The 21580-nt window shown below is 67.7% G+C and carries 24 protein-coding genes; 12 read left to right on the top strand and 12 right to left on the bottom strand.

Going from position 1 to position 21580, the window contains the following annotated elements:
- Positions 1–73: 73 nt before the first annotated feature.
- Genes tolQ through EPK82_RS02805 form a run of 3 tightly spaced genes read left to right on the top strand, consistent with a single transcriptional unit; the run spans position 74 to position 2046 of the window.
- Positions 74–790, top strand: a complete 717-nt coding sequence (gene tolQ / locus EPK82_RS02815) for a protein TolQ (RefSeq protein WP_134675719.1) — start codon at positions 74–76, stop codon at positions 788–790.
- 13 nt (positions 791–803) lie between these two features.
- A complete protein-coding gene (gene tolR / locus EPK82_RS02810; RefSeq protein WP_134675718.1) occupies positions 804–1247 on the top strand; it encodes a protein TolR in 444 nt (147 codons plus the stop codon).
- 1 nt (position 1248) lies between these two features.
- The gene (locus EPK82_RS02805; protein WP_134675717.1) at positions 1249–2046 is read left to right on the top strand and encodes an energy transducer TonB; all 798 of its coding nucleotides are present in this window, start codon (positions 1249–1251) and stop codon (positions 2044–2046) included.
- A gap of 12 nt (positions 2047–2058) precedes the next feature.
- On the opposite strand, the gene EPK82_RS02800 is transcribed toward EPK82_RS02805, so the two are convergent.
- Both EPK82_RS02800 and EPK82_RS02795 read right to left on the bottom strand, forming a co-directional pair.
- The gene (locus EPK82_RS02800) at positions 2059–2793 is read right to left on the bottom strand and encodes a substrate-binding periplasmic protein (RefSeq protein ID WP_134675716.1); all 735 of its coding nucleotides are present in this window, start codon (positions 2791–2793) and stop codon (positions 2059–2061) included.
- Between the two features lie 94 nt (positions 2794–2887).
- Positions 2888–3976, bottom strand: coding sequence for an endonuclease/exonuclease/phosphatase family protein (locus tag EPK82_RS02795; protein WP_134675715.1), 1089 nt, complete (start codon positions 3974–3976; stop codon positions 2888–2890).
- Positions 3977–4199: 223 nt separating this feature from the next.
- Here EPK82_RS02795 and EPK82_RS02790 point away from each other — a divergent pair, with 223 nt between their 5' ends.
- On the top strand, positions 4200–5033 hold the full coding sequence (locus tag EPK82_RS02790) for an SDR family oxidoreductase (RefSeq protein ID WP_134675714.1): 834 nt from the start codon (positions 4200–4202) through the stop codon (positions 5031–5033).
- Positions 5034–5043: 10 nt separating this feature from the next.
- A complete protein-coding gene (locus tag EPK82_RS02785; RefSeq protein WP_134675713.1) occupies positions 5044–5790 on the top strand; it encodes a substrate-binding periplasmic protein in 747 nt (248 codons plus the stop codon).
- 12 nt (positions 5791–5802) lie between these two features.
- Here the strand turns inward: EPK82_RS02785 and EPK82_RS02780 are convergent, their stop codons facing one another.
- The 3 genes from EPK82_RS02780 to EPK82_RS02770 form a co-directional block, all read right to left on the bottom strand.
- Positions 5803–6237 (bottom strand): VOC family protein, encoded by a 435-nt coding sequence (locus EPK82_RS02780; protein ID WP_047588400.1) that lies wholly within the window; start codon positions 6235–6237, stop codon positions 5803–5805.
- A 30-nt stretch (positions 6238–6267) separates the two neighbouring features.
- Positions 6268–6936: a YciC family protein gene (locus EPK82_RS02775; protein ID WP_134675712.1), complete on the bottom strand. Its 669-nt coding sequence runs from the start codon at positions 6934–6936 to the stop codon at positions 6268–6270.
- Positions 6937–7023: 87 nt separating this feature from the next.
- Positions 7024–7509: a YbaK/EbsC family protein gene (locus EPK82_RS02770; protein WP_134675711.1), complete on the bottom strand. Its 486-nt coding sequence runs from the start codon at positions 7507–7509 to the stop codon at positions 7024–7026.
- Between the two features lie 103 nt (positions 7510–7612).
- On the opposite strand from EPK82_RS02770, the gene EPK82_RS02765 reads away from it, so the two are divergent.
- The 3 genes from EPK82_RS02765 to EPK82_RS02755 all read left to right on the top strand — a co-directional run bounded on the left by EPK82_RS02765 (position 7613) and on the right by EPK82_RS02755 (position 10358).
- Positions 7613–8092: a LabA-like NYN domain-containing protein gene (locus EPK82_RS02765; RefSeq protein ID WP_037051733.1), complete on the top strand. Its 480-nt coding sequence runs from the start codon at positions 7613–7615 to the stop codon at positions 8090–8092.
- 9 nt (positions 8093–8101) lie between these two features.
- Positions 8102–8704, top strand: a complete 603-nt coding sequence (locus EPK82_RS02760) for a 3'-5' exonuclease (RefSeq protein WP_037051736.1) — start codon at positions 8102–8104, stop codon at positions 8702–8704.
- A 301-nt stretch (positions 8705–9005) separates the two neighbouring features.
- Positions 9006–10358 (top strand): DEAD/DEAH box helicase, encoded by a 1353-nt coding sequence (locus EPK82_RS02755; protein WP_134675710.1) that lies wholly within the window; start codon positions 9006–9008, stop codon positions 10356–10358.
- Between the two features lie 59 nt (positions 10359–10417).
- Here the strand turns inward: EPK82_RS02755 and EPK82_RS02750 are convergent, their stop codons facing one another.
- The 4 genes from EPK82_RS02750 to EPK82_RS02735 all read right to left on the bottom strand — a co-directional run bounded on the left by EPK82_RS02750 (position 10418) and on the right by EPK82_RS02735 (position 13703).
- Positions 10418–10780, bottom strand: a complete 363-nt coding sequence (locus EPK82_RS02750) for a VOC family protein (protein WP_134675709.1) — start codon at positions 10778–10780, stop codon at positions 10418–10420.
- A 76-nt stretch (positions 10781–10856) separates the two neighbouring features.
- Positions 10857–11306: a PAS domain-containing protein gene (locus EPK82_RS02745; RefSeq protein ID WP_037051742.1), complete on the bottom strand. Its 450-nt coding sequence runs from the start codon at positions 11304–11306 to the stop codon at positions 10857–10859.
- Between the two features lie 4 nt (positions 11307–11310).
- Complete coding sequence (locus EPK82_RS02740; protein WP_037051744.1) at positions 11311–12312, bottom strand: response regulator; 1002 nt, start codon at positions 12310–12312, stop codon at positions 11311–11313.
- A gap of 155 nt (positions 12313–12467) precedes the next feature.
- Entirely contained in the window at positions 12468–13703 is a 1236-nt protein-coding gene (locus EPK82_RS02735) for a TIGR03862 family flavoprotein (protein WP_134675708.1), read from the bottom strand.
- A 113-nt stretch (positions 13704–13816) separates the two neighbouring features.
- Here EPK82_RS02735 and EPK82_RS02730 point away from each other — a divergent pair, with 113 nt between their 5' ends.
- Positions 13817–14950: an aminotransferase class V-fold PLP-dependent enzyme gene (locus EPK82_RS02730; protein ID WP_037051748.1), complete on the top strand. Its 1134-nt coding sequence runs from the start codon at positions 13817–13819 to the stop codon at positions 14948–14950.
- Positions 14951–14957: 7 nt separating this feature from the next.
- Here the strand turns inward: EPK82_RS02730 and EPK82_RS02725 are convergent, their stop codons facing one another.
- From EPK82_RS02725 to EPK82_RS02715, 3 genes are all read right to left on the bottom strand, one after another.
- On the bottom strand, positions 14958–15782 hold the full coding sequence (locus EPK82_RS02725) for a class I SAM-dependent methyltransferase (protein ID WP_134675707.1): 825 nt from the start codon (positions 15780–15782) through the stop codon (positions 14958–14960).
- A 77-nt stretch (positions 15783–15859) separates the two neighbouring features.
- The gene (locus EPK82_RS02720; protein WP_134675811.1) at positions 15860–16780 is read right to left on the bottom strand and encodes a histone deacetylase family protein; all 921 of its coding nucleotides are present in this window, start codon (positions 16778–16780) and stop codon (positions 15860–15862) included.
- Positions 16781–16901: 121 nt separating this feature from the next.
- A complete protein-coding gene (locus EPK82_RS02715) occupies positions 16902–17984 on the bottom strand; it encodes an L-dopachrome tautomerase-related protein (RefSeq protein WP_134675706.1) in 1083 nt (360 codons plus the stop codon).
- A 420-nt stretch (positions 17985–18404) separates the two neighbouring features.
- Here EPK82_RS02715 and EPK82_RS02710 point away from each other — a divergent pair, with 420 nt between their 5' ends.
- The 3 genes from EPK82_RS02710 (at position 18405) to tesB (ending at position 21566) form a co-directional block, all read left to right on the top strand.
- A complete protein-coding gene (locus EPK82_RS02710) occupies positions 18405–18965 on the top strand; it encodes a GNAT family N-acetyltransferase (protein WP_134675705.1) in 561 nt (186 codons plus the stop codon).
- Positions 18962–20551: a SagB/ThcOx family dehydrogenase gene (locus EPK82_RS02705; RefSeq protein ID WP_134675704.1), complete on the top strand. Its 1590-nt coding sequence runs from the start codon at positions 18962–18964 to the stop codon at positions 20549–20551. The genes EPK82_RS02710 and EPK82_RS02705 overlap by 4 nt, the downstream gene beginning before the upstream one ends.
- A 145-nt stretch (positions 20552–20696) precedes the next feature.
- Positions 20697–21566: an acyl-CoA thioesterase II gene (gene tesB / locus EPK82_RS02700; protein WP_047591382.1), complete on the top strand. Its 870-nt coding sequence runs from the start codon at positions 20697–20699 to the stop codon at positions 21564–21566.
- Positions 21567–21580 lie beyond the last annotated feature (14 nt).

Below are 21580 nucleotides of genomic sequence, written 5' to 3'. Positions count from 1 at the left end.
GCCTGTCATCCCGGTGTAACGCCAGTGTCTTGAAATGTGAGCCATGGGGCTCGAGCCATTGAAGGAAAGCATGATGCAAAACCAAGCCCATCTCGAACACATGACCGTCTGGGGGCTGGTCAGCGAGGCCAGTCTCGTCGTGCAGGCGGTGATGCTCTGCCTGGTGCTGGCCTCGCTGATCAGCTGGTACCTGATCGTCCAGCGTGGCGGCGTGCTGCGCCGCACCGAGGCGCTGGCGAGAGACTTCCTCAAGCGCTTTCGCAGCGATGAAACAGGCGCCCTGTACCGCGCAGGCGTGCAGCAGGAGCTGCCCGCCGATGCCGCCCTGCAGCGTATCTTCCTGGCGGGTTATCAGAGCTTCAGCCAGCTGCAGGCGCATGCCGGCAACAGCACGGAGACCGTGCTCGACGGCGTCGAGCGCAGCCTGGCAGTGGCGATTGCCGAGCAGGAGGAACGCCTGGAGAAGGGCCTGCCGTTCCTCGCCACGGTGGGGTCGGTGAGCCCCTACATCGGTCTGTTCGGCACCGTGTGGGGGATCATGAATTCCTTCCTCGGCCTGTCCCAGGTGCAGCAGGCCACGCTGTCGACGGTGGCGCCGGGCATTGCCGAAGCGCTGATCGCCACGGCCATCGGCCTGTTCGCGGCGATTCCGGCGGTGATGGCCTACAACCGCTTCTCGGCGCGCAGCCAGACCCTGATCGCGCGTTACTACGCCTTCGCCAACGAGCTGCAGGGCCGTCTGCACCGTCGCCTCAATGGCGTTGGTGCGGGCATGGCCGCTGCCGCTTGAGGAGGATGACGCGATGCTGGTTCGACCGACGCACAAGCATGGCCTGAAGGCCGAAATGAACGTGGTGCCCTATATCGACGTGATGCTGGTGCTGCTGGTGATCTTCATGGTGACCGCACCGATGCTGGTGCAGGGCGTGCAGATCGAACTGCCCAAGGTGGCGGCCGAAGCGCTGCCGGCACCGGGCGAGCAGCGCATCGTCACCCTGTCGGTGAAGGACGACGGCAGCTTCCATTGGAACCTGGGCAGCGAAGTGGATATCGAGTCGCAGACCGACAGTGCGCCGAGCAAGGAGGCGATGCGCGAGAAGATCGCCGCCATCGTCGCCGCCAACCCGCAGACTCAGGTCTACGTGCGCGCCGACCAGCATGCCGACTATGCGTCGGTGATCGCCGGCATCGCCGAGTTGCAGCGTGGCGGTGTCAGCCGCCTGGGCCTGATCACCGAGGCGCCCTGACATGAGCAGCCTGACCCTGGAAATGCCCGCGCCGCGTCTGGCCTGGCCGGCCTGGCGCGAACATGGTTTCGCCATCGGCGTCGCCATCGCCCTGCATGCCGGCCTGGCCTATGTGCTGCTGCACCTGGCTCACCAGGCGCCGCTGCCGACACCGCTTGCCACGGTACTCACCACCGAGCTGATCAGCCTGCCGGCCCCCGTGGTTCAACCGCCGGCGCCCGTCGTCGCCGAACCGGCAGTGGCGCCGCCGCCGGCGGAGGCGCCGGTCGAGGCGCCAGCACCCGAACAGGCGGACCTGGCCTTCAAGAGGGCCGAGCAGGCGCGTGAGGAACAGGCGCTGCGCTTGCAGCGTGAACGTCAGCAGCGGCGTGCCGAGGCGCAGCGCCAGGAGCGTCTGGCCCGCGAAGAGGCGGCGCGTCAGGCGCAGCTGGAAGCGCAGCAGTTGGCCGAGGCCCGCCGGCTCGAAGCCGAGCGCGTGGCGGCGGCGAATGCCGCAGCCGCTGCGGCGCGCGCCGAGGCGCAGGCGGCCAGCCGCCAGTACCTGCCCATCGCCAAGCAGGCGCCGGACTATCCGGCCAAGGCGCTGGAACGCAAGATCGAGGGCGAATGCACGGTGGCCTATACGGTGAACGCTGCCGGGCGCGTGGAAGACCCGCAGGTGGTCGGCAATTGCCATCCGTTCTTCGTCAAACCGTCACTGGCCGCGGCCAGGACCTTTCGCTACCAGCCGCGCGTGGTCAACGGCCAGGCGGTGGCGGTGGCCAACGTGAAGAACACCTTCAGCTACCGCATCGAATAGGGGCCGGGCGACTCACGGCAGTTGCAGGTCTTCGCCGCTGGCCTGCAGGCGCTGGTAGGCATGGTCGAGCGCGTCGCGCAGCTGTACGGCATCCGCCGCGTGGCGGGAGACGATCAGCTTGAGCTGCAGGCGCTGCACCTCGACGAACGGCAGGTCGCCGATGCCGAGGCTGCGCCGGGCCTGCTCCACCGGCATCTGGTAGTCGAGGAGGAGGTCACCACGTCGGCGCAGCAGCATCTCCAGCGCCGCGGTGTGCCGCGAGGTGCGATGCAGGGTGATGTGCCGCGCCGGGTCTTGCAGCCACTGGTTGATGCCCTGCCAGTAGCTGTAGCCGGTGATCAGGATCACGCCACGGCCCTGCAGGTCGTCGGGCAACCTGGGCGGTGCGGTGCCCGGGCGGTAGTACAGGTTGAGGGCGATCTGCCCGAGCAGGTAGCGGCTCTCCAGGGTGTGCTCGGCCAGTTCGGGCTTGCCCGGGGCGCCGAACCAGAGCGCGATGCTGCCGTCGATCAGGCCGTTGTACAGGCGTGCGCCGGGGTAGGAGCGGAACTCCGCCTGGTAGCCGGCCTCGTCGAGCAGGCGCGCGGTCAGTTCGAGGCCGACGCCACTGGGGTGGCCCTGGTCGTCGGTGTAGGAGTAGGGAGGGAATTCGTAGTAGCCGACATGAATGCGTCGCTCGCTGCCGGCCGCACAGGCGACCGGCAACCACAGCAGGGCGATGAGTATCAGGCAGAAGCGTCTTGGCATCGAGGTGTCGCGGCTGTTTGCCGTCTTGTCATTCTTGGGGCGGTGCCGGTCGAGCATGGACAACAGGCAGTGGCGTTGTCCAGCCCTGTCGTGCCTATTCCTGGCTGGGGATGAAGAAACGTCCGATCACCGGCAGGTGGTCGGAGATGGCCAGCGTGTCGTCCTGGCGCACCTGGCTGGCCAGCGGCGTCAGGCGCGGGCTGTAGAACAGGTAGTCGAGGGTGCGATCCGGACCGCTGGCGGCAGGGTCGTTGGGATAATGGGTGTACCACCGCGCCTGGTCCGCGCCGCTGGCCTGCAGCAGACTGGGGATCATCGGGTAGCGCCTGGCCAGGTCCTGCAGCTCGCTGTCGGCGGCATACCAGCTGCGCTGGTCGTCGGGCAGGTGCTCGAACTGACCTGGCGGCAGCAGGTTGAGGTCGCCACCCAGGACCCATGGCTGGCCGGCCTGCTGCAGTTGGCGCAACAGGCCATCGGTCATCTCGACCTGGCGTTGCATGGTGTCCTCGCCCTGGGCGAAGGCATCGAAATGGGTGTTGATCGCCGCCAGCTCGCCGCCACCGCGGATCGGCAGGTAGCTGACCAGCAGGGCGCGCTTGAGCTGGAAGGGGCGGCTCAGCAGGTTGCTGGCCAGCATCGGCAGTTGCAGGCGCTCGGCGCGGGCGATCTGGAAGCGGCTGAGGGTGCCCAGCTTCATGCCGACGCTGCCGAGAATGCGCGGGTGCGGCACGAAGGCGGACTTCCAGTAGAACGCCTGGCTGCTGCACGGGTAGAGGTCTGCCAGGCGCGCCTGCAGCAGGGCCTGCTGGTCCTGGTAGTCGGTGGCCTTGGCGTTGTCGTGCAGCTCCTGCAGCAGCACGACGTCCGGTTGCTCATCGCGCAGGATGCGCACCACCTCGTCCAGCGTCCGCACCAGGTCGGCGCTGCTCGGGCGTTCGTCCGGGCCGTCGCCGCCAGGCAGGTCGTACCAGAACACGTGGCGCTTGCCGGCCAGGTACTGCACGTTCCAGGTCATGACCTTCAGCGCCTGCCCTGGCTGCAGCTGTGCCACCTGGCCCGTGCAGGACACGTCCGCCTCCTCGCGCGCAGCGGGGTTCCAGGCCAGGACATGGACCAGGGCCAGCAGAATGACGGGCAGCAGGGCGACGAGCAACAGCAGGCGAAGCGGGCGGGGCAGAGACATGGCGGCATGAGCGACTATGCTGGAAGGAGGCGAGGATACCCGAGTGCACCGGATCGGCCCAGGCATTGCTGGGCGATTGTCGAGTATCTGCCGAGTTCGCACGGTCGTTCGGCCCCAGGGACAGATGGCATGAGCTGCAGTAGCATGCGAAAGACTGTTGTGTGGGTCGCCCTGGCGAAGGGCGGCAGTTGATATCGGTGAGCGTGGATTCCGGGAGCCGCACATGTATCGCAAGGTGTTCGCCAACAAGGTTTTCGATCGCAAGGTGGTGCTGATCACCGGCGGTTGCGCCGGCATCGGCCGCGCCCTGGCCGTGCGCCTGGCGCAGGCTGGCGCGCGCCTGGTGATTCTCGACCTGCACCAGGCGGCGCTGGATGGCCTGGTGCAGCACCTGGCCGACCATCACAACGCCGAGGCGCTGGGTCTGATGTGTGACGTCGCCGATGCCGATGCGGTGCAGCGTGCCGTGGCCCTGGCCTGCGAGCGCTTCGGCGGCATCGACGTGCTGGTCAACAATGCCGGCATCACCCACCGCAGCACGTTCGCCGAGACCAGCCTGGACGTGTTCCAGCGGGTCATGGCGGTGAACTACTTCGGCGCGTTGCACTGTACCCAGGCCGCGCTGCCCAGCCTGATCGCCCGGCGCGGGCAGATCATCGTGCTCAGCTCGCTGTCGGGCATCGCGCCGTTGCTCTATCGCAGTGCCTACAACGCCAGCAAGCATGCCCTGCACGGCCTGTTCGAGACCCTGCGTTTCGAACTCAAGGGTTCGGGCGTCAACGTCATGCTGGTATGCCCGGGCTTCACCGCGACCGACCTGCGCAAGAACGCGCTGGTCGGTGACGGCTCGGTGGCGGCGCAGCCACCGCTGGCAATGGGCAAGGTCGCTTCGCCGCAGGATGTCGCCGAGGCCATTTATCACGGTGCGCTCAAGCGCCGGCGGCTGTTGGTACTGTCCAACGTCGACTGGCGGGCGCGGGTGCTGGCGCGTTTCTTCCCGCGGCTGTTCGAGCGTGTGCTGTTGCCACGGCTTTCCGGCTTGAAACCGCGAAGCTAGGAGGTGTCCGATGCGTGCCTGGCTGCTGCTCGTCCTGCTGCTGGCCTCTGTGGTGTGCCGGGCCGAAGAGCCCCGTGCGCTGCAGGTGATGACCGATCTCTGGCCGCCGTTTCGCATGCTCAAGGAGGATGGGCAGCTGCAGGGGCTGGATATCGATCTGCTCGACGAGCTGTCACGTCGCACCGGACTGCGCTTCGAGGTGCATCGCGCGCCCTGGGCGAGGGGCCTGGCGGCGCTCGAACAGGGCACGGCGGACATGATGACCGGCCTGGCCAGAACGCCGGAGCGCGAACGCTACATCCAGTACCTGGATGCGCCTTACTACGCCTGCTCGCCGCGCTTCTACGCCAGCCCGGCGCTGGCCATGCGCCTCAAGGACTATGCGGCGCTGCACGAGCTGCGCATCGGCTACGTGCTGGAGTCGGTGTACTTTCAGCCATTCGATGATGACCAGGGACTGAAGAAGGTCGGGGTCAGCAATGAAAGCCAGTTGCTGGGGATGCTGACCCGTGGCCGTATCGACGCATTGGTCGGTACCGACTGCCAGGTCGACTATGCGCTGCTCGACCCCAGGTTGGCCGGCCGCATCGTCAAGGCTGCCTATCAGCCCGAGGCGCGTACCGAACTCTACATCGGCTTCTCGCGCCAGCGCCTGGAGCGCATGCCGCAGCTGGCGGCTGCGCTCGAGAGCCTGTTGCGCGAGGGGTGGGTCGCCAATGCCGCCCTGCGCTATCAGCCGGTGGTCGCGCACCAGTAGCAGGGTATGTCGTCAGCCATGCTCGTGCTGCGCGCCGCTCGCCAGCATCAGCGCCATGTCCCAGAAGGCCGCCTCGATCTTGTGGCCGTCGAGATCCCTGATGAAACAACCGTAGTACGGCTCGCCATAGTCCGGGCGTGGCCCGGGCTGGCCTTCGTCGCGACCACCGGCCTCCAGCGCCGCCTGGTGAAAGGCGTGCACCGAGGCCTTGTCCGGGGCGACGAAGCCGAAGTGGCTGCCGTTGCCGAGCGTGGCCGGCTGGCCGTTGATCGGTGTCTGCACCCAGAACTCCGGGTATTCGCGCCCGAAGGCCACCGCTCCCGGATGGCGCATGATCTCGCGGCAGCCCAGGGTCGCCAGCACCTTGGCGTAGAAGGCGCTGGCGGCGTCGAAGTCGTTGGTACCGATGGAAATGTGGGACAGGATGCTCGGGTTGCTGTCGCTCATGGCGTGCTCCTCTTGGGCAAAGCAGCAAGCCTAGTCGTTGTTCTGCGATGCTGCCGGTTGCCTGGGGTCGAGCAGCATGAACAGGCGGAACAGCACCACGATGGCGAACAGCTGGAGGAAGCCGTTGCCCGCCTGGTGCAGCACCCAGAGCAGGGTGTCGCCCTGGCTCGGCTGCGTCCACCAGTCGAGCAGCCACAGCGGGAGCAGGACGTTGGCCAGGCAGGCGAATACCGGCCAGAAGCGCCCCTCGGTCATGCTGAAGCTGCTCTGCAGGGCGCGCAATGGCGGCTCCTGGCGCAGCACCAGGATCAGCTCGGAGAAGGCCAGGCGCATCATGATCCAGATGCCCGGCACGATGAACAGCGACAGGCCGAGCATGATCGCCAGCGTGCTCAGGCCGGTCATCAGGGCGAAGCTCGGCCAGAGCTGCAGGCCGGCGGCGAACAGCTGGGCGTTGCCCGGCGTCTGCCCGTTGCTGCGTGCATGCAGGAAGAGGATCAGCGGCGCGGCATACAGCGGATAGAAGAGGATGCCGAGCAGGACCCCGTAGGCCGGGTTGGCGTCTTCGCCGAGCTGCGCGGCCAGCACGGCCTGGGCGATGGCCTCGAGCACCAGCAGGGGCAGGGTCAGCCGGGCGATGGCCGCCAGGTTGTGGCTGGAGAAGAACCAGGCATCGCGGAGCACGGAAAGTGGATTCATCGGCAGGCTACCAGATGTAGAGGGCTGTTGAGGTTGCATCGCGCGCCGCGTTCGGCCACGCCACGCCGGCGCTTGGCCGCAGAGGATTCAAGGGTACTCCAGTTGCGCATTGGGCAGCGCGGCGAGCAGACGCGGCAGCTCGCTGCCAGGCACCTCCAGGGTCAGCTCGGGCGGGCCGGGCGAGTAGAGCAGAAAGTCGCAGGCGAGCACGGCGCGGTCGATCAGCAGGGTGATGCCAGCGTCGTGGCCGAACGGGCAGGCACACATCGGCACGCAGCCGGTGAGCGCGGTCAGTTCCTCGTCGCTGGCGATACGCGGGCGGCTGCCGAGCAGCGCCTTGAGCCGTGCCCAGTCGGCACGCGCCCCTTCGACGCTGACCAGCATGGCATGCCGCTGACTGGCGACGCGCAGGAACAGGCTCTTGCTTTCCACCCCGCGCAGCGCGAAGCGCTGGCGCACGGCGTGGGCGGTGGGGTAGTCGAGAACGGCTTCGTGCTCGACCAGGCGATGAGCAATGTCCAGGCGTCGCAGCAGGTCGAGGTTGCGTTGGCAGAGGCTTTCTAGCGGTGTCATGCGTCAAGGATAGGGGCAGGAGCGGTGCTCCGGCCAGTCCCCGGCGCGTCGGGCGGTCGGCTCTGGCATACTGGCGCCTTCGTTGCCCGTACGAGGACTCCCGGTGAAGAAGATCGCCGTATTCGCCGATGTGCAGAACCTCTATTACACGGTGCGCCAGGTGTACGGCTGCCATTTCGACTACAGCGTGCTGTGGGCCGAGGTCAGCCGCCGTGGCGTGATCGTCGAGGCCTATGCCTATGCCATCGACCGTGGCGATGCCAAGCAGCAGCAGTTTCAGCAGATCCTGCGCAAGCTCGGTTTCACCGTGAAGCTCAAACCCTACATCCAGCGCAGCGACGGCTCGGCCAAGGGCGACTGGGACGTGGGCATCACCATCGATGTGCTCGACGCCGCCTCGCGGGTCGACGAAGTGGTCCTGGCCTCGGGGGACGGCGACTTCGACCTGCTGCTCGAACGCGTGCGCAGCCAGGGCGTCGCCGCCATCGCTTTCGGTGTCCCGGGGCTGACCGCGCAATCGCTGATCCGAGCGGCCAGCCTGTACGTGCCCATCGAGGGCGATCTGTTGTTGCGCAATCACTGAGGTCTCACGTTGGAATCCATTGCTGTCATCGACTTCGAAACCACCGGGGTTTCACCTGCCCAGGCGCGTGCCACCGAGATCGGCGTGGCGATCATCGAGGACGGGCGCATCGTCGACCGCTATCAGAGCCTGATGTACAGCGGCGCCTGGGTGCCGCCCTTCATCGAGCAGCTCACCGGCATCAGCAATGCCATGCTGCGCCAGGCGCCGCCTTCCGAGCAGGTGATGAACGAGGTGGCCGACTTCATCGGCGAGCGGCCGTTGCTGGCGCACAACGCGGCCTTCGACCAGAAGTTCTGGGATGCCGAACTGGCCCGCGTGAGCCGGCGACGCGCGCAGCCGTTCGCCTGTTCGCTGCTGCTTTCGCGGCGCCTGCTGCCGGAGGCGCCGAGCCACAAGCTGGGCAACCTCAACAGCTGGGCCGGCCTGCCGGATACCGGACGTGCCCACCGGGCCCTGGCCGATGCCGAGATGGCCGCCAACCTGACCCTGCACCTGTTCGACCTGCTGCGTGACCGGCATGGCCGGCACCAGGCCGATCATGCCTTCCTCTGCCAGCTGCAGAGCCTGTCGGCAGCCAAGGTGCGCACACTGCTGGCGACTGCCAGCTGAGCTTGCCTCGTATCTGCAGGAGCGGCTTCAGCCGCGAGCGCTTGTCGCGGCTAAAGCCCCTCCCACGGAGGCCCTGGCTTCATTGCTGAGTGCTACGCCGAAGGCTGAAGCCGCCCTTGCGGGCTACGTGAGGTCATGCCCTCTGCATCCATGCGTGCAGTCACGGCGAACGGACGCCCTTGCCACTGCCTGCGGCGCGGCTGGGCGCTGCAGCGGCGAGCTTTTTCATGGCGGAGAGCGCTCCACGGGTGGGGGACAGGGTAAACTGCGCGCCTGTTCCCATTGCCTCGCTGGTTGCCCCATGACCTTCGCCTCCCTCGGTTTGATCGAGCCGCTGCTGCGTACCCTCACCGAACTCGACTACCAGACCCCGACGCCGGTGCAGAGCCAGGCCATTCCCGCCGTGCTCAAGGGGCGCGACCTGATGGCGGCGGCGCAGACCGGCACCGGCAAGACCGCCGGCTTCGCCCTGCCGTTGCTGCAGCGCCTGACCCTGGAGGGCCCGCAGGTGGCCAGCAACTCGGTGCGCGCACTGGTGCTGACGCCGACCCGCGAGCTGGCCGAGCAGGTGCTGCAGAGCTTCCAGGCCTACGGCCAGCATCTGCCGCTGAGCAGCTATGCGGTGTACGGCGGGGTCAGCATCAACCCGCAGATGATGAAGCTGCGCAAGGGCGTCGATGTGCTGGTGGCCACGCCGGGGCGACTGCTCGACCTGTACCGGCAGAACGCGCTGAAATTCACCCAGTTGCAGACCCTGGTGCTGGATGAGGCCGACCGCATGCTCGACCTCGGCTTCGCCCGCGAGCTGGACGAACTGTTCAGCGCGCTGCCGAAGAAGCGCCAGACCTTGCTGTTCTCCGCTACCTTCTCCGACGCCATCCGGCAGATGGCCGGCGAGCTGCTGCGCGACCCGCTGTCGGTGGAAGTCAGCCCGCGCAACGCCGCGGCCAAGAGCGTCAAGCAGTGGTTGATCCCGGTGGACAAGAAGCGCAAGAGCGAGCTGTTCCTGCACCTGCTCGAGCAGAAGCGCTGGGGCCAGGTGCTGGTGTTCGCCAAGACCCGCAAGGGGGTCGATCAGCTGGAGCAGGAGCTGCTGGCCATGGGCGTGGCGGCCGACTCGATCCATGGTGACAAGCCGCAACCGAGCCGCCTGCGCGCACTGGAGCGCTTCAAGGCCAGCGAGGTGCAGATTCTGGTGGCCACCGACGTGGCCGCACGGGGCCTGGATATCGATGACCTGCCGCTGGTGGTCAACCTCGACCTGCCGATCAATGCCGAGGATTACGTGCACCGCATCGGCCGTACCGGCCGCGCCGGCAGCAGCGGCGAAGCCATTTCCCTGGTCTGCGCCGACGAGGTGGAGCTGCTCGCCGCCATCGAACGGCTGATCCGCCAGGTGCTGCCGCGTCGCGAGGAGGCGGATTTCATCCCCGACCACCGGGTGCCGCAGACCACCATCGACGGCCAGGTGCTGAAGAAGCCGAAGAAGCCCAAGCAGAAGCTGATCCCGGATGCGGGCGGCGCGGCCAAGAGCGGCGGCAAGGGCAATATCCACCTCGGCCGCTGGTTCGAGGAAGAAGACGCCAAGCCGAAGGCCAAGGCCGTGCGCAAGGTGCCGAGCTTCGGCAGCAAGCCCAAAGGCGGCAAGAAGTAGCGCTCGACGTAGCCGGACGAAATCCGCGAGACGCGCTCGCGGCCAAAGCGCAATGGCGCTCAGATGTTCTGGCCGATGCGCCAGAGCACCCCGCTGGGGTCGAAGAGCATGAACTCGCGGATGCCCCAGGGCTGGTCCTGCGGCGCAATCAGCCGCGTGTCGAAACGGGTGTCCAGGCTCGCGGCCTGGATCTGCTGCCACCAGGCATCGACGTCCTCCACCAGCAGGTGCATGACGAAATTCTCCGCCTGTTCCTTCACGTAGAAGTTCTGCAGCAGGAAGGCACAGTGGTCGCCATGGCTGAAGTAGGCCATCTGCTCATCCGACCAGGCCAGCCGAAAGCCCAGGGCCTGGTAGAAGTCCAGGCTGAGGGCGAAGTCCCGTGCCGGGACGAAGGTCTTCAGTTCGACGCTGCGTAGCATGCCAGTCTCTTTGCGTGGGTGAGGGGCGGGCGAGGCGAGGCCTGTGCGCCGCTGGCGGGCCAGGCCTGGCTGCATTCTACCCGGGCTGGGCAGGGCTGGCTTGCGCCTGGGCCGCCACGGCCGCTGCGGTCATGTCGTAGATCACCAGGCACACATGCTCCACCGGCTGTCCGGCCAACGGCAGCACGGTGACGTTCTGGTACATGAAGTCGGCCTGGCCGGTGATCGGCTGGTAGCTCTTGAAGCGCATCAGGTAGGGGCGTTGCTGCCACAGGCTGAAGGCGCGGGTGCCGAGCTGCACCACGCTTTCCACCTTGCGTTCCAGCCAGGCGCGGTCGATGTCGGGGAACAGCTCGAACAGCGAGCGCCCCTGCACCTGGTCCGGCCCCAGCCCGGAGTGGTTCTCCATGAAGGCGTTCCACACCTCCACATGGTACTGGCGGTCGAGCACCACCACGCCGACGTCGATGCACTGCACGATGTCGAGCAGCCAGTGAACTTCCTTGATATCGATCTGCGCAGGCATCGCTTCACTCCATCAGGTAGCCGATCTTGCCGGTCAGGCGTTTGATCGAGTCTTCGGTGAACAACAGCAGCAGGTCGAAATGGATGGCATGGCCCTCCAGGCTGTAGCTGATTTCCACGGCCAGGGTCTTGCGCCAGCGCTGGCGGTTGATCTGGATGAGCTGGTCGAGGCTGGCGTGCTGGCCGAGCAGTTGCGGATGGCCCTGGGAGAAACGCAGGTCGAGCTGTTCGGCGATGCCGGCGAGGCAGGCACCGGTCAGGATGCTGGCCAGGTCCAGCAGCATCTCCGAGGTCTGCGCCTCGTTCTCCGGCTGCCAGCCGAGCAGGCGCGCCATGTCGTCCACTTCCGAATCATGGAACAGCAGCAGCGCCTCGCCGGCGATCGCCTCGCCGATGAAGCCCTGGCAGATGGCGCTGAAGCGTTCGCCGCGCTGGGCGTCGAGCAGGGTCATGTGCAGTTCGCTGACCTCGAAGATGTTCACCTGCGGCACTGGCAGCTGCACGAACACCCCGAGCACCTTGGCCAGCAGGGCCGCGGCGCGGCCCATGGCGACGTTGCTCACCTCGCGCAGGGCGTCGCGGAAGCTGACTTTCAGCTCCGACAGGGCCGCCGCCTGGGCCTGCGCCGTCGCACTGCCGCGAGGGTCGAACAGGCCCAGCTCGATCAGCGTCTGGCGCAGGATCGCGGGGTCGGCAGGCTTCTTGATGAAGGCCAGGGCGCCCAGCTCGCGGACGCGGCGCAGCGCCTCTTCCTGCACGTCGCCGGACACCACGATGACCTGGCTGCTCAGGCCTTCGGCCCGCAGCGCCGCCAGCGTCTGGTAGCCATCGAGCACGGGCATGGTCAGGTCGAGCAGCATGACCTGCCCCTGGCCCTGACGGATCAGCGCCAGGGCTTCCTCGCCATTGGCGGCCTGGCTGAGGGTGACCGGCCATTCCGCCGGCAGGGCGCGGATCAGCTGCTTGCGCGCCATGTTGGAGTCGTCGCAGACCAGCAAAGGGATCACGGCGGGGGATTACCTGTGTGGGGAGCGCTTACACTCAGCATAGACGCATGCCGTTGCGCATGCCCCGGCATTGCCCGCTTGACGGGCGAATTCGTTCGCCGGCGTGCGTAGGGCGGGTGCAACCCGCCGCCCGGACAAGGCAGCGTGCACCCGCCCTAGGGTTTCAGCCAGTTCAGCAGGCCGTGCGCGGCCACCCGGCCGCTGGCGAAGCAGGCGGTGAGCAGGTAGCCGCCGGTGGGGGCTTCCCAGTCGAGCATTTCACCGGCGCAGAACACGCCGGGCAGGGCCTTGAGCATCAGGCCGGCGTCCAGTGCCTCGAACGGCACGCCACCGGCGCTGCTGATCGCCTCGTCCAGCGGCCGGGTGCGCAGCAGGGTGATCGGCAGCGCCTTGATCCACGGCGCCAGCGCGGCGGGCTCCGCGAAGGCTGCGGCGGGCGCCAGCTCACGCAGCAGCGCGGCCTTGACGCCATCCAGCCCGGCCTGGCGGTGCAGGTGCTTGGCCATGGAATGCTTGCCGCGGGGCTTGCCCAGCGCCTGTTGCAGCCTGGCCAGGGGCATCTGCGGCAGCAGGTCGAGGTGGACCACGGCCTGGCCGTCGGTTTCGATGGCGCGGCGGATCGCGGCGGAGAAGGCATACACCAGGCTGCCCTCGATGCCACCGGCGGTGAGCACGAACTCACCGATGCGCGCGTCTTCGCCAGTCAGGCCGAGGGCGACGTTCTTCAGTGGCGCGCCGGCGAAGCGGGTCCGCAGGTGCTCGCTCCAGGCCGCGACCTCGAAACCGCAATTGCTCGGCTTGAGTGCCGCCACCTCGATGCCGCGCGCCTGCAGCAGGCGAGTCCAGGCGCCGTCGGAACCCAGGCGTGCCCAGCTGCCGCCGCCGAGGGCGAGCAGGCAGGCAGCGGCGGCCAGCGCGCGCTCGCCATCCGCTCCGGCTATGCGCAGGCTGCCGTCTTCGTTCCAGCCCAGCCAGCGGCTGCGCGTATGGATGCTCACGCCCAGCTCGCGCAGGCGCCGCAGCCAGGCGCGCAGCAGCGGCGCCGCCTTCATGTCGCAGGGGAACACGCGGCCGGAGGTGCCGACGAAGGTGTCGATGCCCAGGCCGTGAATCCACTCGCGCAGGGCGTCGGCGTCGAAGTCGGCGAGCAGCGTCGCGACCTCGGCCTGGCGCTCGCCGTAACGGCCGATGAAGGCGTCCCTGGGCTCGGAATGGGTGATGTTCATGCCACCGACGCCGGCCAGGAGGAACTTGCGCCCCACCGAGGGCATGGCGTCGAACAGCTCCACGCGCACGCCGCCCTGGGCCAGCACTTCGGCGGCCATCAGCCCGGCAGGGCCGCCGCCGATGATGGCGACGTGGTGAGCGGTGGGAGCAATGGCGGTGGTCATGGCACAAGGACGATCGGCAGGTGGCTGCGCATTCTACCCGAGAGCTCCCCGGCCTTGTCATTTGCCCGGGCTTAGGGCAGGTTCTGCTCGAACCTTTTCGGCTGGAGTCCGTTATGTCCCATATCTGCCCCGACATCGATCCCGATGGCCTGATCGAATATTCGGTGGTCTACACCGACCGCTCGCTGAACCACATGTCGCAGTCGTTCCAGGGCGTGATGCGCGACATCTCCAGCACCCTGAAGCAGGTCTACAACGCGCATGCGGTGGCGGTGGTGCCCGGCAGTGGCACCTTCGGCATGGAGGCCGTGGCGCGACAGCTGGCGACGGAGCAGAAGTGCCTGGTGCTGCGCAATGGCTGGTTCAGCTACCGCTGGACGCAGATCTTCGACATGGGCCGCATTCCCGCCGAGGCGCTGGTGCTCAAGGCGCGCCCGGTTGCCGACGGCCCGCAGGCCGCCTTCGCCCCGGCGCCGCTGGACGAGGTGCTGGCGACCATCGCCGCGGAGAAACCGCAGGTGGTGTTCGCCCCGCACGTGGAAACCTCCTCGGGGATGATCCTGCCGGACGACTACCTGCGCGCGGTGAGTGACGCCGTGCACGCCGTCGGCGGCCTGTTCGTGCTCGACTGCATCGCCTCCGGCACCCTCTGGGTGGACATGCAGGCCTGTGGCATCGACGTGCTGATCAGCGCCCCGCAGAAGGGCTGGAGCGCGTCGCCGTGCTGCGCCCTGGTGATGCTCAGCGAGGCCGCCCAGGCGCGCGTCGAGGCCACCCAGAGCACGAGTTTCGCCTGTGACCTGAAGAAGTGGCTGCAGATCATGCAGGCCTACGAGCAGGGCGGCCACGCCTACCACGCCACCATGCCCAGCGACGCCCTGGCGCGCTTCCGTGATGCCATGCTGGAGGCCAAGGCCATCGGTTTCGCCAGCGTGCGCGAGCAGCAACAGGCACTCGGTGACCGCGTGCGCGCCATGCTCGCCGGGCGTGGTTTCAAGAGTGTCGCGGCCAAGGGCTTCGAGGCGCCCGGCGTGGTGGTCTGCTACACCGACGATGCGCAGATCAAGAACGGCGCCAAGTTCGCTGCCGTCGGCCTGCAGATCGCCGCTGGCGTGCCGCTGCAATGCGACGAGCCGGCGGACTTCCAGACCTTCCGCCTGGGCCTGTTCGGGCTGGACAAGCTGGGCAACGTCGAGCGCAGCGTGGCAACCCTGGAACAGGCGCTGGACAAGGTGCTGGCGCCCTGAAGCACGCTCAGGGGCGTTTCACCGCCTGCAGCGTGTAGCTCAGCGGCAGGCGCTCCGGTCGCGTCTGCAGGCGCCACTCGCCGTCGGCGCCGCGCACCATCTGCCCTGGCAGCGCCTCCCAGGGCACACTGTCGTGCTCTTGCAGTGCGCTCAGCTGCATGCCGTGGCGCAGCAGGGCCGAGATGATCTCGCCCAGGCCGTGGTTCCACTCGTGGGTCACGGTCGCCGTCAGCGGCGCCGTGGTCTGCACATAGGTCTGCGCGTCGTCCCAGACCAGCGGCTCACGGTGTTCGAAGTACGGATGGACGATGCGCAACTCACCGTCGCAGGTCTCGTCGAGGCTCAGCAGAACGGGGTGCGCCTCGCGCAGGAAGAGTCGCCCACCCGGCTTGAGCAGCGCGGCCACGTTGGCGGCCCAGTCGTCGATGCGCGGCAGCCAGTTGAGCGCGCCGATGCCCGTGTAGACCAGGTCGTAGCGCTGCTCGCCGAGCACCTGCGCGGCGTCGTAGACCGGGGCCTCGACGAAGCGGATAGGCTGGTTGCAGGCACTGGCCAGCTGCCGCGCCTGCGCCAGCGACGCATCGGAAAAGTCCAGGCCGGTAAGCTCGGCGCCCAGGCGCGCCAGTGACAGGGTGTCGGTGCCGATGTGGCATTGCAGGTGAACCGCCTGCAGTCCGCAGATATCGCCGAGGCGAGGACGGTCGAAGCGCACCACGTCGGACAGGTGCTCGGCCGTGTCGATGAACTGCTGCGCCTGGTACTCGGGAGAGGCCGCATGCAGGGCGGCGCGGTCGTTCCAGTTGGCCTTGTTCAGCGCGAATGAATCATCCATGAGGTGTTCTCCTTGAGGGTAACGGCGGATTATGCCGATGCCATGGCCGAATCGATAGCGCTGTTCGCGTTTGTCGCTCAGCCCAGCCCGCGCGCGGCCCACACGCGCGCCGCGCTGTGGTGGAGGACGCCATGGCGGCGGGCGAGGGCGGGCAGGTCCTTCGAGTAGCCGCCGCCGATCACCCCCAGCACCGGGATGTCACGGCCCAGGCAATGATCCAGCACGGCTTCGTCACGGGCCGCCAGGCCGGCGTCGGTGAGTTGCAGGTAGCCCAGGGCGTCGTCCTTGTGCACGTCGACACCGGCGTCGTAGAGCACCAGGTCCGGCTGGTAGATCGGCAGCAGGTAGTTGAGCGTGTCGTCGACCACCTTGAGGTAGTCGGCGTCGCCCATGCCGCGCGGCAGGGGGATGTCCCAGTCGCTGCGTGCCTTGCGCGCCGGGAAGTTCTGCTCGCAGTGCAGGGACACGGTGATCGCCTCTGGCTCGTCTTCCAGCAGGCGCGCGGTGCCGTCGCCCTGATGCACGTCGCAGTCGAAGATCAGCACCCGCTGCACGCGTCCTGCCGCGAGCAGGTAGCGGGCGATCACCGCCAGGTCGTTGAAGATGCAGAAGCCCGAGGGGAAGTCGTAGTGCGCGTGGTGCGTGCCACCGGCCAGGTGGCAGGCCAGGCCATGCCGCAGCGCCAGTTCGGCGGTCAGCAGCGAGCCGCCCACGGCGCGCACGGTACGCCGCGCCAGGGCGTCGCTCCAGGGCAGGCCGAGGCGGCGCTGATCCTCCGGCGCCAGCTCGCCGGCCATGTAGCGGGCGATATAGTCCGGGCAGTGCACCAGGGCCAGGATCTCCGCCGGGCACAGCTCGGGGCGCAGCAGTTCGGCATCCGTGGTCAGGCCGCTGGCGACCAGGTGATCGCGCAGCAGGCGGAATTTCTCCATGGGGAAGCGGTGCCCGGCCGGGAAGGGCGGGCTGTAGTCCTCGTGGTAGACCAGCGGCAGCGGCATACGCTCAGTGCTCATCGAATGCGATGGCATATGGTCGCAGCCAATCGAGGCGATCGCCATGCCCCTGTTCGACAGCGGCTGCGGATGACCGCTGCCAGGGCATGGATGATTCGGCGGCGGCTTATTTCCCCGGCCACACGCGCATCACGCGATACGGCGGTTTGCCGCTATCGCTGCCACCGGTGAAGGCCGGGGTTCTGTACAGCTGATTGACCGAGATGTACAGCCAGCCGTCGTGACCCACATGCACGCTGTCCGGCCAGTCCAGTCGCGCGTCGCGCACCAGTGGCTCGAGCGTGCCATCGCTATCGAGCAGGTCGATGCCGTTGTCGTTGAGGTTGGTGAAGAAGTGCCGGCCCTTGGCGTCGGTAGCGGCGCCATCGGAAACGGGCTTGGCACCGACACGCTGGATGGCCGCCGCGATCTGCTCGTCGCTGGCGCCGTCACGCAGCAGCTCGCTGGGCAGCGAGTACCAGGTCTTGCCGTTCATGGCGCCGAAGTACAGGGTGGCGTGGTCGGCCGACAGGGTGATCGGGTTGACCGCCACGTTGGCGGGCTTGCCCTGGAACTGGATCGGCACGCCGCCGATGACCATCCTGGCGTCGGGCTCGGCCTGCAGCGCGGCATGGCCGCTGAAGCGCCGCGCCTTGCCGCTGCTGATTTCGACGGCGATCAGGCCGGGGTTGGCGATGTCCGCCAGGTAGATCCAGCCAGCGTCGTCGTCGACGGCCAGGTCCTGGATGAAGCTGCCTTTGGGGGCGACATCGGCGGGCAGTTCGATGCGATACAGCTCGCTGCCCGTGGCGACATCGAAGCCCCACAGACGTGTCTTGCCCAGGTTCAGGCCCATGTCCGTTATCCACAGGCGGTTCTTGCCATCGATGGCGATGCCCAGCGGCGTATCGATCTGCGCATCGTTGGCAGCGGCGGTGCCGCGTTGCAGCGTGCTGCTGGGCCAGGGCTTGTAGCTGTCGCGGCCGGTGATTTCGATCAGTTGAGCGGCAGCCGGCGCACCCAGGGGATGGACCGTGGCAAACACCCGGTCGTCTGCGCTGGGGGCGACGTTGCCGGGGCGGATCGGCAGTTCGGCGACCACTTCCAGATCGCCGACCTGGGCGGCAAGGGCCGAGTTGACGAAGGCTATGGAAAGGGCCAGCAGGGAGGCGCTGGCGGCGCGGCGGATGGGGCGAGAAAGAGAGGTCATTACAGGTTTCCTGTGGTGCGCTGGGACAGGCGAATGCGCTACACGAGCGTTATCCGTCGTTGCGGCTGCCCCGCTGATCGATGGCGACGAATGTGCGCCCTGAAGGCGGCAGGCAGTGAGGCTCAGTCTGGCTTTATCGGCAAAGGCGAAAAAGACGGGCTGCGTTGAACCTCTTTCAATCTGCGCGAGAAAGTCGTCACGCCACGCAGAGCCGCATCGCCACGACATGCAGCAGGTGCGGCGGCCGCAGGGCGAGGGACTGCGCTGGGGACTGTCGGCGACGCTGCCACCCGGCGATCGTGCCGGCGGCATTTCTCCATGGACAGACAATGCCTGGCGCGAAGGGTGTGATCCAGGCGGCATACAATAAGTGTCCAGCGAGTCGACGCTATCTGCTCGCCGCCAATCGAGACAACTGTCATGCCCCTGATCGAAACCGCTACCGAACGCCTGTTGCTGCGCGCCTGGCGCGACAGTGACCTGCCGGCGCTGGCCGCGCTCAATGCCGATGCCGAGGTGATGCGCCATTTCCCTTCGCCGCTGGATGCCGAGCAGAGCGCCCAGATGCTGGCGCGCATGCGCGAGCACCTCGATGAGCATGGGTTCGGCTTCTGGGCGCTGCAGCGGCGTGACAGCGGGGAGCTGATCGGCGTCACCGGCCTGGCGCGGGTCAGCTTCGCCGCGCCGTTCGTGCCAGCCGTCGAGATCGGCTGGCGCCTGGCGCGGGCGCACTGGCGCCAGGGCTATGCCCGCGAGGCGGCCTGTGCCGCGCTGGCCGTGGCCTTCGAACAGCTGGGGCTGGACCAGGTGGTGAGCTTTACCGTGCCGGCCAATCTGCCGTCGCAGGCGGTGATGCGCTCGATCGGCATGCAGCGTGACGAGGACGGGGACTTCCTCCATCCGAAGCTGCCGGATGGCCACCCGCTGCAGCCCCATGTGCTCTATCGCATCCGCCGTGCGCAGTGGGAGGCGCAGCGATGAACGATGTGCTCGCCTATCACCAGCTCAGCAAGCATGCCCCGGAGCGTTTCGCTCCTGGCCCGGGACAGCTGGACTGGGCCACCCAGCCGGCGCCGTTTCGCCGCTATGACGGTGCCCGGCTGATCGCGCTGTACCACCGTCCGCTGGAGGAGAGCCCGGCGTACGACCTGGCATTCGCCGGCGTGCAGGCGCCGCCCGCGCCGCTGGATCGCGCCAGCGTCTCGCAGCTGCTGTATGACAGCCTGGCCATTTCCGCCTGGAAGGAGGCCGGCGGCAATCGCTGGGCGCTGCGGGTCAACCCCTCATCCGGCAACCTGCACCCGACCGAGGCCTACCTGCTGCTGCCGGCTGGTGCCGTCGAGGCGCACGCTGTGCTGGCGCACTACGCGCCCGACCAGCACGCGCTGGAGGTGCGCAGCGAGCTGCCAGCGGCGGTTGCCGAGCAACTGGCCGGCAGCCTGCCAGCCGGCGGCTTGCTCCTCGGCCTGAGCAGCATCGCCTGGCGCGAGGCCTGGAAGTATGGCGAGCGCGCCTATCGCTACTGCCAGCATGATCTCGGCCATGCCCTGGCCGCGCTGGCCATCGCCGCCAGCGTGCAGGGCTGGCAGGTGCGCCTGCTGCATGGCGTGGCCGAAGCGCACCTGGATGCGCTGCTGGGGCTGGATGACGAAGGCTTTCACGAGGCCGAGCACGGCGATTGCCTGTTGTGGATCGGCCCGGCGCAGACGCGGGAGTTCGCCCTGCCCGAGGCCTTGCTGAGCGCGCTGGCGCACCTGCAGCGTTGCGGCACGCCCAATCGCCTGTCACGCGACTACCGCCACTGGCCCGAATTGCAGCGGGTGCAGGGACTCTGCCGGGCACCGGCGCGTCCGCGCGCCTCGTGGCACACGGCGCCGGCCAGTGTGCATGGCGATAATCCGGGGCTGCCTCTGCGGCCGATCCTGCACCGTCGGCGCAGTGCGCAGAGCATGGATGGGCGCAGCGGCATCCAGGCCGGGTTGCTGCTGGCCTGGCTGCGCCGCCTGATGCCTGCGCAATCGCCGGTGCCGTTCGCCGTGACCGGCGAGCCGAGCGAGGTCGACCTGCTGCTGTTCGTCCATCGCGTGCAGGGGCTGGCCCCCGGTCTGTACTGGCTGGATCGCAGCGGCAGCGGGGTGCAGCCGCTGCGCGAGGACTACCTGTGGCAGCGGGTCGATGACGAACTGCCGCTGTACCGCCTGCTCGAAGGCGACGCCCGTGGCCTGGCGGGCTTTCTCAGTTGCGGCCAGGACATCGCAGCCGACGGCTGCGTGGCCTTGGCCATGCTGGCGCGGGTGGAGCGCGCCGTTGCCAATGGCAACTGGCGTTATCCCAGGCTCTACTGGGAATGTGGCCTGATCGGCCAGTTGCTCTATCTGGAGGCCGAGGCGGCGGGGCTTTCCGGGACGGGGATTGGCTGCTATTTCGACGACGCTCTTCGCGAATTGCTCGGAGATGCCGACAACGGCTGGCAAAGCCTTTACCATTTCACCCTCGGCCGCGCCGTGTGGGACGAACGCCTGACGTCCCTGCCGGCCTATTCTCAACCGCGACTAGCAGACCATTGAAAAACCTGGGCAAGACAAGGCAGAAACGGCTGAAAGCGCAGTTTGGTTGGACTGAACGAGCATTTTCTGGGTGTTTTCAACGCCGTATTGCCAACGCAGGTAGTTTTGCAACGGTCCGTAACCCCCCTGCATGAGGAGACACTCCATGACCCAGGTGCTCGACGATCTGGTCGCGCTGCTCAGCCTGGAGCAGATCGAGGAAAACCTGTTCCGTGGCCGCAGCCAGGACCTGGGATTCCGCCAGCTGTTTGGTGGCCAGGTGCTCGGCCAGTGCATTTCCGCTGCCAGCCAGACGGTCGAGGAAGCGCGCCACGTGCATTCCATGCACGGCTATTTCCTGCGCCCCGGGGATGCCAGCCTGCCGGTGGTCTACCAGGTCGAGCGCACCCGTGACGGCGGCAGCTTCAGCACCCGGCGCGTGGTGGCGGTGCAGAAGGGCAAGCCGATCTTCTTCTGCAGTGCCTCCTTCCAGTACGACGAGGAAGGCTTTCACCACCAGAGCCAGATGCCCGATGTACCGGGCCCGGAAGACCTGAAGTCGGAGACCGAACTGGCGCGCATGGTGGCCTCGATGATTCCCGAGCGCCTGCGTGAACGGGCGATCAGCGACAAGCCCATCGAGATTCGCCCGGTCACCCTGATCAACCCCTTTGCCCCGCAGCCCTGCGAACCGGTCAAGTACGTGTGGTTCCGCGCCGCTGGCGAATTGCCGGCCGACCCGCAGTTGCACAAGTACCTGCTGTCCTACGCCAGCGACTTCAACCTGCTCACCACGTCCATGCAGCCCCACGGCGTGTCGGTGTTCCAGAAGTTCATGCAGGTGGCCAGCCTCGACCATTCGCTGTGGTTCCATCGCGACCTGCGCATGGACGACTGGCTGCTGTACGCCATGGACAGCCCCTGGGCCGGCAATGCGCGCGGTTTCTCCCGCGCCAGCATCTACAACCGCCAGGGCGAGCTGGTGGCCTCGGCCGCGCAGGAAGGCCTGACCCGCGTGCGCGAGGACTGGAAATGAGCCAGGAGATCCGC

This window comes from Ectopseudomonas khazarica, from assembly GCF_004521985.1.
In the GTDB taxonomy this organism is placed as follows: Bacteria; Pseudomonadota; Gammaproteobacteria; order Pseudomonadales; family Pseudomonadaceae; genus Aquipseudomonas; species Aquipseudomonas khazarica.
This window is presented reverse-complemented; position numbering and strand designations above follow the sequence as displayed.